The sequence below is a fragment of the Actinotalea sp. genome (genome assembly GCF_035443605.1).
In the GTDB taxonomy this organism is placed as follows: Bacteria; Actinomycetota; Actinomycetes; order Actinomycetales; family Cellulomonadaceae; genus Actinotalea.
This window is the reverse complement of the sequence record NZ_DAORSQ010000075.1, coordinates 1-13,661: the sequence shown is the minus strand read 5'-3', so window position 1 is coordinate 13,661 and position 13,661 is coordinate 1. Positions and strand designations below refer to the sequence as shown.

General features: G+C 73.7%; 16 protein-coding genes. 7 read left to right on the top strand and 9 right to left on the bottom strand.

Annotated features, from left to right (window positions below):
• From PKY62_RS09410 to PKY62_RS09385, 6 genes are all read right to left on the bottom strand, one after another.
• Positions 1-323 (bottom strand): hypothetical protein (locus tag PKY62_RS09410; protein WP_324536452.1); only part of this gene is annotated, 323 nt, incomplete at its 3' end.
• Positions 323-679 carry an S-adenosylmethionine decarboxylase gene (locus tag PKY62_RS09405; RefSeq protein ID WP_324536451.1) on the bottom strand — a complete coding sequence of 119 codons (357 nt, stop codon included), beginning with the start codon at positions 677-679 and terminating at the stop codon, positions 323-325. The genes PKY62_RS09410 and PKY62_RS09405, both read right to left, overlap by 1 nt.
• A 199-nt stretch (positions 680-878) precedes the next feature.
• Positions 879-2,093 (bottom strand): Dyp-type peroxidase, encoded by a 1,215-nt coding sequence (locus PKY62_RS09400; protein ID WP_324536450.1) that lies wholly within the window; start codon positions 2,091-2,093, stop codon positions 879-881.
• Positions 2,090-2,662, bottom strand: coding sequence for a copper chaperone PCu(A)C (locus tag PKY62_RS09395; protein ID WP_324536449.1), 573 nt, complete (start codon positions 2,660-2,662; stop codon positions 2,090-2,092). The genes PKY62_RS09400 and PKY62_RS09395 overlap by 4 nt, the downstream gene beginning before the upstream one ends.
• Positions 2,659-3,342 (bottom strand): copper resistance CopC family protein, encoded by a 684-nt coding sequence (locus PKY62_RS09390; protein ID WP_324536448.1) that lies wholly within the window; start codon positions 3,340-3,342, stop codon positions 2,659-2,661. The genes PKY62_RS09395 and PKY62_RS09390 overlap by 4 nt, the downstream gene beginning before the upstream one ends.
• A gap of 85 nt (positions 3,343-3,427) precedes the next feature.
• Positions 3,428-4,042: a hypothetical protein gene (locus PKY62_RS09385; RefSeq protein ID WP_324536447.1), complete on the bottom strand. Its 615-nt coding sequence runs from the start codon at positions 4,040-4,042 to the stop codon at positions 3,428-3,430.
• A gap of 214 nt (positions 4,043-4,256) precedes the next feature.
• Here PKY62_RS09385 and PKY62_RS09380 point away from each other — a divergent pair, with 214 nt between their 5' ends.
• On the top strand, positions 4,257-5,660 hold the full coding sequence (locus tag PKY62_RS09380; protein ID WP_324536446.1) for a TrkH family potassium uptake protein: 1,404 nt from the start codon (positions 4,257-4,259) through the stop codon (positions 5,658-5,660).
• Between the two features lie 156 nt (positions 5,661-5,816).
• Complete coding sequence (locus PKY62_RS09375) at positions 5,817-7,448, top strand: ribonuclease J (protein WP_324536453.1); 1,632 nt, start codon at positions 5,817-5,819, stop codon at positions 7,446-7,448.
• A gap of 52 nt (positions 7,449-7,500) precedes the next feature.
• On the opposite strand, the gene PKY62_RS09370 is transcribed toward PKY62_RS09375, so the two are convergent.
• Together PKY62_RS09370 and PKY62_RS09365 are read right to left on the bottom strand one after the other, a co-directional pair.
• Positions 7,501-7,911: a hypothetical protein gene (locus PKY62_RS09370; protein ID WP_324536445.1), complete on the bottom strand. Its 411-nt coding sequence runs from the start codon at positions 7,909-7,911 to the stop codon at positions 7,501-7,503.
• On the bottom strand, positions 7,908-8,273 hold the full coding sequence (locus tag PKY62_RS09365) for a thioredoxin family protein (RefSeq protein WP_324536444.1): 366 nt from the start codon (positions 8,271-8,273) through the stop codon (positions 7,908-7,910). Before PKY62_RS09365 ends, PKY62_RS09370 begins: the two co-directional genes overlap by 4 nt.
• A 175-nt stretch (positions 8,274-8,448) precedes the next feature.
• Here PKY62_RS09365 and PKY62_RS09360 point away from each other — a divergent pair, with 175 nt between their 5' ends.
• From PKY62_RS09360 to crcB, 4 genes are all read left to right on the top strand, one after another.
• Entirely contained in the window at positions 8,449-9,969 is a 1,521-nt protein-coding gene (locus PKY62_RS09360) for an APC family permease (RefSeq protein WP_324536443.1), read from the top strand.
• Positions 9,966-10,376 (top strand): universal stress protein, encoded by a 411-nt coding sequence (locus tag PKY62_RS09355; protein WP_324536442.1) that lies wholly within the window; start codon positions 9,966-9,968, stop codon positions 10,374-10,376. The genes PKY62_RS09360 and PKY62_RS09355 overlap by 4 nt, the downstream gene beginning before the upstream one ends.
• A gap of 88 nt (positions 10,377-10,464) precedes the next feature.
• On the top strand, positions 10,465-10,923 hold the full coding sequence (locus PKY62_RS09350; protein ID WP_324536441.1) for a fluoride efflux transporter FluC: 459 nt from the start codon (positions 10,465-10,467) through the stop codon (positions 10,921-10,923).
• Complete coding sequence (crcB, locus tag PKY62_RS09345) at positions 10,920-11,294, top strand: fluoride efflux transporter CrcB (protein ID WP_324536440.1); 375 nt, start codon at positions 10,920-10,922, stop codon at positions 11,292-11,294. The genes PKY62_RS09350 and crcB overlap by 4 nt, the downstream gene beginning before the upstream one ends.
• Positions 11,295-11,318: 24 nt before the next feature.
• Here crcB and PKY62_RS09340 read toward each other — a convergent pair whose 3' ends face one another.
• Complete coding sequence (locus tag PKY62_RS09340) at positions 11,319-12,941, bottom strand: methyl-accepting chemotaxis protein (protein WP_324536439.1); 1,623 nt, start codon at positions 12,939-12,941, stop codon at positions 11,319-11,321.
• A gap of 201 nt (positions 12,942-13,142) precedes the next feature.
• Here PKY62_RS09340 and PKY62_RS09335 point away from each other — a divergent pair, with 201 nt between their 5' ends.
• Positions 13,143-13,526 carry a DUF1801 domain-containing protein gene (locus tag PKY62_RS09335; RefSeq protein ID WP_324536438.1) on the top strand — a complete coding sequence of 128 codons (384 nt, stop codon included), beginning with the start codon at positions 13,143-13,145 and terminating at the stop codon, positions 13,524-13,526.
• The last annotated feature ends 135 nt before the right edge of the window (positions 13,527-13,661 follow it).

Below are 13,661 nucleotides of genomic sequence, written 5' to 3'. Positions count from 1 at the left end.
ATCTCGATGGTCGACGTGACGTCGAAACCGACGACGGCGGCCGCCCGGGCACCGTCCACGCCCCACGGGGCCCGGCCGACGTCGTGCAGCGTCTTGAGCCCCGCGCTGCCGCCCGGGACGAGCAGCCGCATGGTCGCCACGACCTCGCCCGCCTCGTCGGAGACGGCCATGTACACGGAGCTGTCGCCGTACGGGCCGTACTCGTCCTCGAGCTCGGCGCGCGAGTTGCCGTACCAGCGCTGGAAGACCTCTGCCTCGCAGTCGCGTGCCGACTCGAGCAGGTCGCCCTGGACGTCGAAGGTGAGCCATGCGTCGAGCGACATCAGAACTCCTTGTAGACGACGTCGTGGGAGTCGAACCACTCCCGGGTGAGGTCCACCACGGTCTGCGCGGCGAACGGCTTGCACGCGTACACGTCGACGCTGAAGAACAGGCGCGGGACGTCCCAGGCGTAGAAGTGCGCGCCCGAGGTCTCCCAGTGGATCCACCCGGCCCAGCCGTACAGGGGCGACTGGTGCGTCACCGGCTCGATGAGGGCGACCATGTCGATCGCCTTGGACAGCTCGGAGAGGTACGCCGTGATCGACGCCGCGTCGATCGGCTCGCGACACGTGCCCTCCACGACCAGCCGTTGACGGTGGATCTCCGGTGCGAGGTCGAGCACGACGCCTCCAGTCACTCAGTGCATGACGGACGGCCGCGATGTGCAGCCGTCCGTCACAGTATGACGCAAACTCACCCCGCTCATCAGGCACTTCGGCCCGCCTGGAGATGACGGCCTGTCACCGGGTGATAACCATGACCGGCCACCGCGGGGCCGAACAGGTGATGACGCGGTGGCGACCCGTTCGTCGTGGGTCAGGGCCGTTCGGGTGACCTCAGCGCCCGTTCCCCACCAGCAGCCGCTGGGCGAGGAACTCGCCGGGCAGCACGCCGCCCGGTACGGCGAAGACCGCCGAGCCGATCGGGGTGGTCCACCGGTTGAGCAGGTCCAGATCGTCCAGCCGCCGCTGCAGCGGCACGTACTGCGCCGTGACGTCACGCTGGAAGGACACGAAGACCAGCCCGGAGTCGGTCGACGTCCCCGCGGCGGTGGCGTCGTCGTAGCTGTAGCCGCGCCGCAGGATGCGCTGGTCGGGGTCGGTCGAGCGGGCGCGGCGGACGTGCGCCGCGGTGTCGATGACCGGTAGCCCTAGCGCGTCCACGGCGTCGAGGTCGGGCACGTCCCGCTCGTGGGTGCCGGTGAGCGGGGCGCCCGTGTCGAGCCTGCGGCCGATGGTGAACTCGCGCCCCGCGCGATCGACGAGGTCCCAGGTGTCGAGGTCCATCGCGATCCGCCGGACCACCATGGACGTACCGCCGACGAGCCAGTCCGCGGCCTCCGCGCCGTGCCAGACCACCGCGTCGTCCACCCCGACGACGGGGTTGACCGTGCCGTCGAGCTGGCCCATGAGGTTGCGCATGGTGGCGCCCGGCGGTGTGGCGCCGGGGCTGGGACGGAACCCGCGCTGCGTCCAGCGCACCGAGACGAACGTGCGCGCGCCCTTGGTCAGCAGGCGGACGGCGTGCGAGATCGCCATCTCGTCGTCGGCGCAGACCTGCAGCAGCAGGTCGCCGTCGCTCCACGCGGCCTCGAGCCGGTCGACCGTGAAGGCGGGCAGCGGAGCGAGCCAGGCCGGTCGCTGCGCCTCGAGGCCCGCCGCTCGGAAGACCCCGGGACCGAACCCGACCGTCACCGTGAGCCGCGCGGGCACGAGGGCGAGCTCCGGCTCGGTGTCGGCGAGGCCGGGGCGCCCGGCCGTCAGGCGCGCGATGTCGTCCGTCCAGATGCGCATGAGGCGTACGAGCGCCGCACGGTCCACGCCGTCGAGAAGGTCGAGGGCGACCCAGGTGGCGAAGGACTGGGGCGCGGTGGCCACGCCGGCCTGCCGCGGGCCGGCCGCCGGCTCGGTGGCGCGGCCGACGGCGTCCGGGGCAGGGGCCGCGGTGGTCGAGGCGTCCCACGCCGCGCGCCCACCCAGGGCAAGGGCGGCGCCGCCGACCGCCGCGGCACCGCCCTGGAGGAAGGACCGTCGGGGTACCGCGTCGGTCACGGTGCTGCCGTCTCCGCGGTGTCGCCCATGCCCTCCATGCCCTCGCCGTCACCGACGTAGTCCTCCTGGGCGCCGTCGAACGTGCGGGCGGCCGCGGTGAAGGTCCAGGTGGTCCCGTCCTGCGCCTCGAGCGTGATCTCGAGCTCGTCACCGGGCCGCACCGGGCCGCTGAGGTCCATGAGCATGAGGTGCTCACCGCCGGGTGCGAGCTCTGCCGTCCCGAGTGCGGGGACGGTGATCCCGCCCTCCTTGCGTCGCATGACCGTCGCACCGTCCGCGTCGGTGGCCATCTCGTGCAGCTCCATCGGCGACAGGGCCGTGGTCGCCGCGACGATCTGGATGTCGGCGTCGGTGTGGTTCTCCAGCACGCCGAAGGCGGCCGTCATGCCGGCGTCCGCCGCCTTGACCCACGGGTCGCCGACGGTCAGGGCGTCGTCGGGGGCGGTCGTGCCGGCCGGGGTGTCGGCGGACGTCTGGCAGCCGGCAAGGGCCAGGGCGGCGAGCGCGAGGGCGCCGGCGAGGGTGCGCGTGCGGTGCGTGGTGCGCGTGCGGTGCGTGGTGCTGGTCATGCGTCATCTCCTGAGGTGGTGCCGCCGTGCCAGGACCGGCGCTCCAGGATCACGACGACGGCCGTGACGAGGGCGAGCAGGCCGGCGATGGCGACGGCGATGAACGGTGCGGGTCCGGTCGTGCCCGTCGTGCCCGTCGTCGCGGCGACCGACGGCTCGGGCTCCGAGGCGGGCAGGGTCGACGAGGCGGTGGGTGTCGGGGTCGAGGTGGCCGTCGGGGTCGGTGCAGCCGTCGCGACGGGTGCGTCGATCGTGAACCCGAAGCTGCCCTGGATGGGGTGACCGTCGCCGGAGACCACCCGCCACGTGACCACGTAGGCGCCGCCCGGCAGGTCGGCCGGCAGCGCTGCGGTCACCTGGGTGCCGGCGACGGTCGGCGGGCCGACCTCGAGGGCGCCCGCCGGCCCGTCGGCCAGGACGGTCGCCGAGATGTCGATCAGCTCCGCGCTGAAGGTGAGCGTGACGGCAGCGGGTGGCGTCGTCACGACGGCGTCGGCCGGGGGGTCGCTGCCGACCAGCTGGTCGTGCGCCGCCGCCGTCGTGGCGGTGAGCAGGCACAGCGCGGCCAGCAGCACGCCCTGCACGACGGCGCGCACCGCGCGGCGTCGCGTGGGGCGACGCGCGCGGTGCGGCACCGGGTGGGTCGGGGGTGCGGGTACGCGACCGCGCAGGGTGGTCATGAGACTCCAGGGGGCCGTGCCGGGCGTGCCGACGGCACGCGGGGCAGGGGACGGGGTGGCACAGGGCCACGGCCGACGCCGGGCGTCAGGCGGTGGCGGACGCCGCCGGTGGCCCGCGTCGCGCGATGCTGCGGGCGAGCCTGCTGACCGTCGCCATGTCGGGGGTCGCAGCGGGCCGCGGCGGCGCCACGCGGGGCACGACGACGGCGCCGCGGGTCAGGACGAGGACGCCGGACCACCAGTGCCGCGCACGGGCGGCAGCGCGGTCGGCACCGAGCACCGCCGCGACGGTGACGAGCGTCGCAGCGGTGTGCGCGAGGAGCATCGTCGGGCCGAGGTGGACGGCCGCCGCGTCGGCGACGAGGTGCGCGGTCACCGCCCCGTGCACCGCCCCGTGCGAGGTGGCCGGCGACAGACCCGCGGGCACGGCGAGGGCCGACGCCTGGTGGACCCAGGTGAGCACGGCGTGGACGAGCGCCTGGGCCACGACGACGAGCGGGACGAGGCTGCGGGCGCTCAGCCGTCGCCGCGAGACGCCGAGCGCGCCGACGAGCAGCAGGCTGCCCAGCACGGCCAGCACCCCCGCGGGGGCGGCCGGGCCGCCCGCGAGGACGTGCGAGCCGGCGCCGAGCGCCAGGCTGGTCGTGGCGATCGTCACGGCGCGCGCGAGCGTCGTCGCCCGCCCCGCCATCGTCGCCACGGCGACACGGTACCGGCTCCGTCGCGTCAGGTGGGACCTTGGCCCCAGGGAGCCCTGCGGGGCCGGGGCCGGTCGCGGGGCGAGCCGTGCGGGCCGACACGAGCGGGACGACACGTGCGGGCCGACCCGCCGGCGACGTGCCCCGTCGGCCGGTCCGTTGGGATAGTGGTCGGCGTCGCCGGTCGGGCGGCCCCGTCCGGCCGAGAGGTGCTCGATGCGCGAGCCAGACCAGCTCCCCGGCCCGTCGTCGCGTCCCCGACGGCCGCGCGTTCCCCGCGGCCGCGCCGCCGTCGGGCACGGTCGCCGCAGGCCGGGTCAGCTCGTCGTGCTGGGCTTCGCCGCGGCGATCGGGGCCGGCACGCTGCTGCTGAGCCTGCCCGCGGCGAGCACCGGCGCCCCGGCCGGCTTCGTCACCGCGCTGTTCACGGCGACATCGGCGGTGTGCGTCACGGGGCTCGTGGTCGTCGACACGGCCACCGCGTGGTCGGGGTTCGGCCACGCGGTGATCCTCGGGCTCATCCAGCTCGGCGGGTTCGGCATCATGACCTTCGCGTCTCTGCTCGCGCTGCTGCTGTCCCGCAGGCTCGACCTGCAGACCCGGCTGGTCGCGGCCGCGTCGACCCGCAGCGTCGGCCTGGGCGACGTGCGATCGGTGCTGCTGGGGGTCGCGCGGGTGACCGTCGTGGTCGAGGTCGTCACGGCGCTCGTGCTCGCGGCACGCTGGGCGGTGACCTACGGCGAGCCCCTGCCGCGCGCTCTGTGGCTCGGTGCCTTCCACTCCGTGTCCGCCTTCAACAACGCGGGGTTCGCGCTGTACGGCGACAGCCTCATCGGCTTCGGGACGGACCCGTGGATCCTCCTGCCGCTCACCCTCGCCGTGCTCGTCGGCGGCCTGGGCTTCCCGGTGATCTTCGAGGTCTGGCGTCAGCACCGACGTCCGTCGCGCTGGAGCATCCACACGTCGATGACCCTGCTCGCGACGGCCGTGCTGGTGCCGGTCGGCACCGTGTTCATGCTCGTGGCCGAGTGGTCGAACCCGGCGACCCTGGGGGCGCTGGACGTGCCGGGCCGGGTGCTCGCGGCCTTCGTCCAGGGCGTCATGCCACGCACGGCTGGCTTCAACTCGGTGGACACCGCGGCGATGCGGGACGGGACGTGGCTGGGCACCGACGTCCTGATGTTCATCGGTGGCGGCAGCGCGAGCACCGCCGGCGGCATCAAGATGACCACCTTCGTGGTGCTGCTCGTGGTCATCTGGTCCGAGCTGCGCGGGGACCCGGACTCGACGTACGGGGACCGCCGGCTGTCGAGCTCCACGCAGCGGCAGGCGGTGGCGGTGGCCCTGCTCAGCGTCGCCGGTGTGGTGGTCACGACGCTGCTCATCTCGCTGACGTCGGCGATCGACGTCGACCAGGTGCTCTTCGAGGTGATCTCCGCCCTGGCGACGGTCGGCCTGTCGACGGGGATCACGGCGCAGCTGGGCCCGGCCCACCAGCTGCTGCTCGCCGTCCTGATGTTCATCGGCAGGCTCGGACCGCTCACGCTCGGCACCGCCATGGCCCTGCGGGAGCGGCAGCGGCTGTACCGGCGGCCGGTCGGTGCGCCGATCATCGGCTGACCCGGTCCCGCCCCGGGCCCCGGTAGGGGAGGATGGACCCGGATCTCGTCACCCGCCGGTCCTCGCGCCCGGCCGCCCCGACCCTGGAGGACCATCCCCGTGCAGAACGCCCACTCCCTCGCCCCGACCGCCCCGCCGCAGCTGAAGCGCGGTGTGATGCGGGTCACCACCCTCGGCGGGCTCGGGGAGATCGGGCGCAACATGAGCGTCGTCGAGTACGACGGGCGCCTCGTGGTCGTCGACTGCGGCGTGCTCTTCCCGGAGGACCACCAGCCCGGGATCGACGTCATCCTCCCGGACTTCACGTCGCTGCGGGACCGACTGGGCGACATCGAGGCGATCGTGCTGACGCACGGTCACGAGGACCACATCGGCGGGGTGCCGTACCTGCTCAAGGAGCGCCCGGACATCCTCGTGATCGGCTCGGAGCTCACGCTGGCCTTCATCACGGCCAAGCTCAAGGAGCACCGGATCACCCCCCGCACCCAGCACGTCGAGGCGGGGGACACCTACCACGCCGGCGTGTTCGGGCTCGAGTTCGTCGCCGTCAACCACTCCATCCCCGACGGCCTCGCGGTGGCGATCCGGACCCCCGCCGGCCTGGTGCTCAACACCGGCGACTTCAAGATGGACCAGTTCCCGCTCGACGGCCGGATCACCGACCTGCGCCACTTCGCCCGGCTCGGCGAGGAGGGCGTCGACCTGTTCATGGTCGACTCGACCAACGCCGAGGTCCCCGGGTTCACCACGTCGGAGCGTGACCTCGCCCCCGCGATCGACCACGTGTTCGCCACGGCACCGCGGCGGATCATCGTGTCGAGCTTCGCGAGCCACGTGCACCGCATCCAGCAGGTGCTCGACGCCGCGCACCAGCACGGCCGCAAGGTCGCGTTCGTCGGTCGGTCGATGGTGCGCAACATGGGCATCGCCAGGGACCTGGGCTACCTCACCATCCCGCACGGCCTCGTGGTCGACGCGAAGAAGCTCGAGTCGATGCCCGACCAGAAGGTCACCCTGATCTGCACGGGCTCGCAGGGCGAGCCCATGGCCGCGCTGGGCCGGATGGCCAACGGCGACCACCAGATCTCCGTCGGCGAGGGCGACACCGTGCTGCTCGCGAGCTCGCTGATCCCTGGCAACGAGAGTGCGATCTACGGGATCATCAACAAGCTCACCGACCGCGGGGCGAACGTGGTGCACAAGGGCAACGCCAAGGTGCACGTCTCGGGGCACGCCAGCGCCGGGGAGCTCGTCTACTGCTACAACATCCTGCGTCCGCGCAACGTGCTGCCGATCCACGGCGAGTCCAAGCACCTGCACGCCAACGCGCAGCTCGCGGTGAGCTGCGGGGTGCCGGCCGAGCGCGTCATCGTCGGGCGCGACGGCATGGTCGTCGACCTCGTCGACGGCGTCGCGACGATCGTCGGTCAGGTCGAGGCGGGGCTGGTCTACGTCGACGGCGAGACGGTCGGCAAGGCCACCGAGGACACGCTGCACGAGCGTCGCCTGCTGCGTGAGGGCGGGGTGATCACCGTCCTGGCGCTCGTCGACCCGACGACCACCACGCTGGCCGAGCCGCCGGAGTTCCTCACCCGGGGCTTCGTCCACGACGACCACACGTTCGACGGCGCCTCGGCGGAGGTCACGACGGCGCTGGCCAGGGCGGCCGAGCAGGGCGTCACCGGGATCGACGCCCTCGAGCAGGCCATCTCGCGCGCGGTGAGCCGGTTCATCCAGCGGCGGTACCGCCGCGAGCCGGTCGTCATCGCCATCGTCGTCGAGTCCTGAGGGCGCCGCCCGCGCGGGTCGCCGGCGTGGCCGGTCCCCGACCCGCGGGCGTTCAGCGCGTCGGGCAGGTGCCGGGGTCCCGCAGGCGCTGGCCGAGGCCGAAGGTCACCGCTGCGAGCGCGAGCATCGAGGTCCCGGCATCCAGCGGGTCGCTGGCCAGCACCATCGTCGCGACCGGCAGGCTCAGGCCCGCCACGACGGCGCACCGCGTGCAGCCGGCCTGCAGGCGGTACCAGGGGCCGCGGACCGGCAGATAGGTGGCCAGCACGGCGGAGCCGAGCGCGCCGAGCAGGGCCACCACGACCCACCGCCCGGGGGTGGCCTGGGCGAGACCACCGGTGCTCACGGCGACGACGCCCGCGACCACCGGCGCCAGCAGCGCCGCCACGAGGACGCGTCGGCGCCCGTGGGCAGCGAGCAGGCCGGCCGCCCCGGCCGTCGCGGTCGCGACGAGACCGCTCACGAAGCGGCGCGGGCCGCGAGGGTGGCGCGCACCTCGTCCATGTCCAGGGCCTCTGCCTTGCCGATGAGGTCCTCCAGGGCGTTCCCCGGCAGGGCTCCGGCCTCGGCGAAGAGCAGCACGCCGTCGCGGAAGATCATGAGGGTGGGGATGGAGCTGATCCCGAGGCCGCCGGCGAGCCCCTGCTCCGCCTCGGTGTCGACCTTGCCGAACACCACGTCGGGGTGCCGGACGGAGGCCTGCTCGAAGACCGGGCCGAACCGGCGGCACGGGCCGCACCAGGCGGCCCAGAAGTCCACGAGGACGACGCCGGCCGCCTCGGTGGTGGGGCCGAAGGTCTCGGCGGTCAGGGTGACGGTGGCCATGCTTGTGCTCCTCGGAGGTGGCGGTCGGGGGATACCCCGGGGGGTATAACTCTAGCGTGCCGGGAGGCATTCCCTGCGCGGCGGTCGTCCATCGGTGCCGGCGGTGATCTTGCGGGTCTCGACCCAGCGGGGGCAGGGTGAGCACCACCACGTGCAGCGCAGCGCAGGGGGAGCCATGGAGCGTTCCGAGACCGCCGGACCCGCCGCCGGTGCGCCGTCGCCGTCGCCGTCGCTCAAGCCCGGAGCCATCGGCTTCGTCGATGCCCTGGTCATCGGGCTGGCCGCGACGTCTCCCGCCTACTCGCTCGCCGCGATCCTCGGGCCCGTGGTGGCGCTCGTCGGGATCTACGCCGCCGGGACCCTGCTCGCCTCCTTCGTGCCGATGCTGCTCATCGCGTCGGCCTTCTACTACCTCAACAAGGTGGACCAGGACTGCGGGACGACCTTCTCGTGGGTGACGCGCGCGATGGGCCCGACGTTCGGCTGGATCGGGGGCTGGGCGATCACCCTCACGGGCGTGCTCGTCATCGGGTCCCTGGCGGAGGTGGGCGTCCGGTTCGGCCTGCTGACCCTCGGGCTCGACGAGCTGGCGGACAACCAGCCCGTGGTGATGGCTGGCGCCGTGGCGCTCATCGCGCTGATGACCTGGCTGTGCGTGCTCGGCACGGAGGTCTCCGCCCGGGTGCAGAACGGCCTGATCCTCGCCCAGGTGGGCGCGCTGCTGGCATTCGCCGTCGTCGCCCTGGTGCGGGTGGCCGCCGGGGACGCCGCCGTCGGGGCGCCGGCGATGTCCCTCGCGTGGCTCGACCCGTTCGGCGCCGGCGGCGCCGCGCTGACCGGGGGGCTGCTGCTCGGCGTGTTCGCCTACTGGGGGTGGGAGTCGGCCGTCAACCTCTCCGAGGAGACGTCCGACCCGGCGAGCGCTCCCGGCCGGGCGGCCGTGCTCTCGACGCTGATCCTGCTGCTGACGTACGTCGGCGTCGCGTTCGCCCTGGTGGCGGTGGCGGGCACCGAGTTCCTGGCCGAGAACGCCGAGGAGGAGGAGTTCATCTTCGGGCTCCTCGCGGAGCAGGTGCTCGGGGGCTGGGACTGGGTGGTGCTCCTCGCCGTGACCACCTCGGCGATCGCCTCGACGCAGACGACGATCATCCCCGCCTCCCGGACCGCCCTGTCGATGGCCCGGCGCGGTGCCATCCCGCCGGCGTTCGCCCGGATCCACCCGCGGTTCCGCACCCCGGACGTGGCGACCTGGGCCGTGGCCGCGATCGCCGTGCTGTGGTACCTCGGGTTGTCGGCCGTCAGCGAGAACGCGCTGTTCGACTCCCTCACGGCGCTCTCGCTGCTCATCGCGTTCTACTACGCCCTGACCGGGATCGCCTGTGCGCTCTACTACCGTCGTCACCTGCTCGAGAGCGTGCGCAACCTGCTGCTCATCGGCATCGGGCCCGTGGTCGGCGCCGTGATGCTCCTGTGGCTGCTCGTCGAGTCCGTCATCGACATGGCGGACCCGGAGAACTCCTACACGGGGCAGGCGTGGTTCGGGATGGGCCCGCCGCTCGTCATCGGCATCGTCATCCTTGCCGTCGGCCTCGTGCTGCTGGCCGTCTCGCGGGTGAGGGGCTCGGCGTTCTGGGCGGAGCGGGCGGGCGTGGCGGACCCGGGGCTCGTCCCGGGCGGGGCGAGGGAGCAGCGATGACGTTCGTGCTGGGGTACGACGAGTCCACGGGGTCCGACCTCGCCCTCACGGTCGCGCTCGACCTCGCGGCCACCTATCGCGAGCCCCTCGTGCTCGTCTACGGGGTCGCGCCCCCCGGGGGACGGGGCGAGGAGTTCCTCGCCCACCAGGCGGCCATCGAGGAGCTCGGGCGCCACGCGACGGCCCACGCGCTGGTCCGCGCCGAGGCCGCGGGGGTGCGGGCCGTCGTCGAGCTGGTCCACGAGTCGCCCGCGGCCGCGCTCGTCGACGCCGCGGCGCGGCACCAGGCACGGATGATCATCGTCGGCTCCTACGGCGAGAGCCCGCTGCGTGGCGTGATGCTCGGCTCGACCACCTACAAGGTGCTCGGACAGGCCGAGCTGCCCGTCCTGGTGGTCCGCGGCTGAGCCGCCGGTGGACCACTAGCCTGACCCGGGGAAGCGCGGCCGGGGCGATCGTCCCGGCCCGGCCGACGGGGCAGGACGGGAGGGCGCCATGAGCAGGCCGGCACACCTGCGCCCCAGCCTCGTCGCCGTCGTCGGCCTCGGCGGCGTGCTCGGCACCGCCCTGCGGTACGGCCTGACCACGGCCGTCGGCAGCCATGGCGGCTTCCCGACGGCGACCCTCGTCGAGAACGTCGTCGGCGCCCTCCTGCTCGGGGCGCTGCTCGAGACCCTGCTCCGTCGCGGCGAGGAGGGGCAGCGCGGGCGGCTCCTGCGGCTCGGGCTCGGCACCGGGGTGCTGGGCGGCTTCACCACGTTCAGCAGCCTCGCCCTGGAGGTCACGGTGCTGCTCGGGGACGGTGCGTGGGTGGTCGCCGGGGTGTACGCGACGGCGTCGCTCGTGCTCGGGGTCCTCGCGTGCGTCCTGGGGGTGTCGTGGGCGGAACGGCTGCACGTGCGGCGCGCCGCCCGGCGGGCGGGCGACCCGCTCTCGGCAGGCGGTGCCCCGTGATCCTGGCCCTCGCCGTCGCGGTGCTCGGCGGGCTGGGAGCCGCGACCCGGTTCGTGGTCGACGGCGCGATCCGACGCCGCTGGACCTCGGTGCTGCCGGTGGCGACGGTCGCCGTCAACGTCAGCGGGTCGCTGGTCATCGGTCTGCTGGCCGGGGCGGCGACGTTCCACGGACTCGGCCCGGACGTGCGGGTCGTCGCCGCGACCGGGTTCTGCGGCGGGTACACGACGTTCTCCACCGCGATGGTGGAGACGGTGCGGCTGGCTCAGGCGGGCGAGCTGCGCGCCGCGGTGCTCAACGCCGTCGGCACGCTGGCGCTCACGGTCGCCGCCGCGGCCACGGGGGTCGCGGTGATGGCGGCGCTCGCCTGAGCACCGCCATCACGGCGACGGCGGTCACAACCGGAACTGGGCCACCAGGGTGCGCAGGTCGCCGGACATCCGCGCCAGCTCGTGCACGGCGCCCTGGGACTCGGCGACCCCCTGGGACGTGAGGTCGGCGGCGTCGGCCACCCCGGCGATGTTCGACGCGATCTCGCCAGAGCCGGTCGCGGCCTCGGCGACGGACCGGTTGATCTCCTGCGTGGTCGCCGTCTGCTCCTCGACCGCCGAGGCGATCGTCGACTGGTAGTCGTTGATGGAGCCGACGATCCCGCTGATCTCCCCGATCGCGCCGACGGCGGCATCGGTGTCGGCCTGGATGGCCGCCACGCGGCGCGAGATGTCCTCGGTGGCGCGCGCGGTCTCCTGCGCGAGCTCCTTGACCTCGCCGGCCACGACGGCGAACCCCTTGCCGGCCTCGCCGGCGCGCGCGGCCTCGATGGTCGCGTTGAGGGCCAGGAGGTTGGTCTGCTCGGCGATCTGGGTGATGAGCTTGACCACGTTGGTGATCTCGCGCGACGACTCGCCGAGGCGGTGGATCGTCGCGGAGGTGACCTCGGCGGCGTCGACGGCCTGACCGGCCACGCGCGAGGCCTGGGCGGCGTTGTGCGCGATCTCCTGGATCGACGCGCCCATCTGCTCCGCCCCCGACGCCACCGTCTGCACGTTGCGGCTGACCTGCTCCGCCGCGGCGGACACGACACCGGCCTGCGCGGACGTCTCCTCCGCCGATGCCGCGATCTGGCCCGTGACCCCGGACATCTGCTCGGCGGCGGAGGCGAGCGACGTCGAGGAGGTGTCGATGGTGCCGACGGCCACCCGCAGGCTCGCGACGGCGCGGTCGAGCGCGGAGCCCATGCGCCCCAGCTCGTCCGTGGTGGTCAGCTCCGCCGTCACCGTGAGGTCGCCGCGTTCGAGCGCGTCGGAGACCGCGTGCACGCGGGCCAGCCCGGCGACGATCGACCGGGCGACGAGGAAGCCGATGACGATCGCGGCGGAGAGCCCGATGAGCAGGATGAGGATCGACTGCGTGCGGCTGGCCGCGTAGGCGCCCTGCGCGTCTGCGGCGGCAGCCTCGGCCGCCACGCGCTCGAGCTCGATGACCTCGGCAAGGGCGTCCATCATGCCGTTGGTGAACGGCCGGGCCTCGTTGTCACGGACGTCGGTCCAGCCAGCCATGTCGCCCTCGTGCGACAGCGGGTACAGCTTCGCGTCACGCAGCGCCGTGTAGGAGTCGAGCGACGCGGCATAGGTCTCGACCAGTGCCCGCTCGTCGGCGGGCAGGTCGGCGGCGAGCAGGTCGCTGACGATCTGCCGCGCCGGCTCCTCCGCCGCGGCGAACCGCTCCTCGTAGGCGACCTTGTCGTCCGGCGCCAGGACCGTGACGTGGTTGACGATGTTGAGGCGCATCTCGACCGTGAGTCGGCGCAGCTCGGCGACCTGCGCCGTGCGGAGCAGGTGCTCGGAGTACATGTCGTGGGTCGCGGCGTTCGTCGAGGCGAGCGCCACGATCCCGAGCGCCCCGACCACGGCGGCCACGACCGCAGCGGTGAGGACGGCGGAGAGGATCTTGACGTTGACCCCGCGGTTGGTGAACCACGACATCGTGGTCCGCCGGCTGGTCGCTGTGGCGTTCATGACGCTCCGTTCGTCGGCGCGGTGACGGGGCCCGAGCCGGGCCCTCGACCTTCCGTCGGGCCCCCATCGGGCGCTGCCGAGCCCTGTTGATGGGTCAAGGTCCCCGGATCGGCCGCGCCGAGCGGACCCGTCTCGCTCGTGCGCCCCGGTGGCGCCCGTTGCCGCCGTCGATGACACTGACCGGAACGATCGGGAGGGCGCGTGACGGACGGATCCATCCAGGTGGCGACCTACCTCGACGCCCTCGAGCACCCTCACGAGGCCGCCGTCCGTCGGCTGCGGGGTGCGCTGCTCGCGTCCGTGCCGGGGCTCACCGAGCACGTCAAGTGGAACGCCCCCAGCTTCGTGCACGACGGCCGGGACCGGATCACGTTCCGGCTGCGGCCAGGGGACCGGCTCCAGCTCGTCTTCCACCGCGGCGCGGCCGTCCGGACGGACGTCGACACCTTCACCTTCGCCGACCCGACCGGCCTCATGGCCTGGCAGGCGCCCGACCGGGCCGTCGTCACGTTCGCCGACCTGGCGGCGGTCGAGGAGCACCTGGCGGACGTGCTGGCGCTGGCCCGGCGCTGGGTGCTCGCCTGACCCGGGGCGCCCTGGCGCGGGACACCTCAAGTCCCGGGCCGGCGTGCCGATACACCTGGAGACGATCGCCGTCGGTTCATCCCGGTGGCGGTCCCCAGATCGCGGCCACGGTTCCCGTCGGCCTTGGTGGTAGCA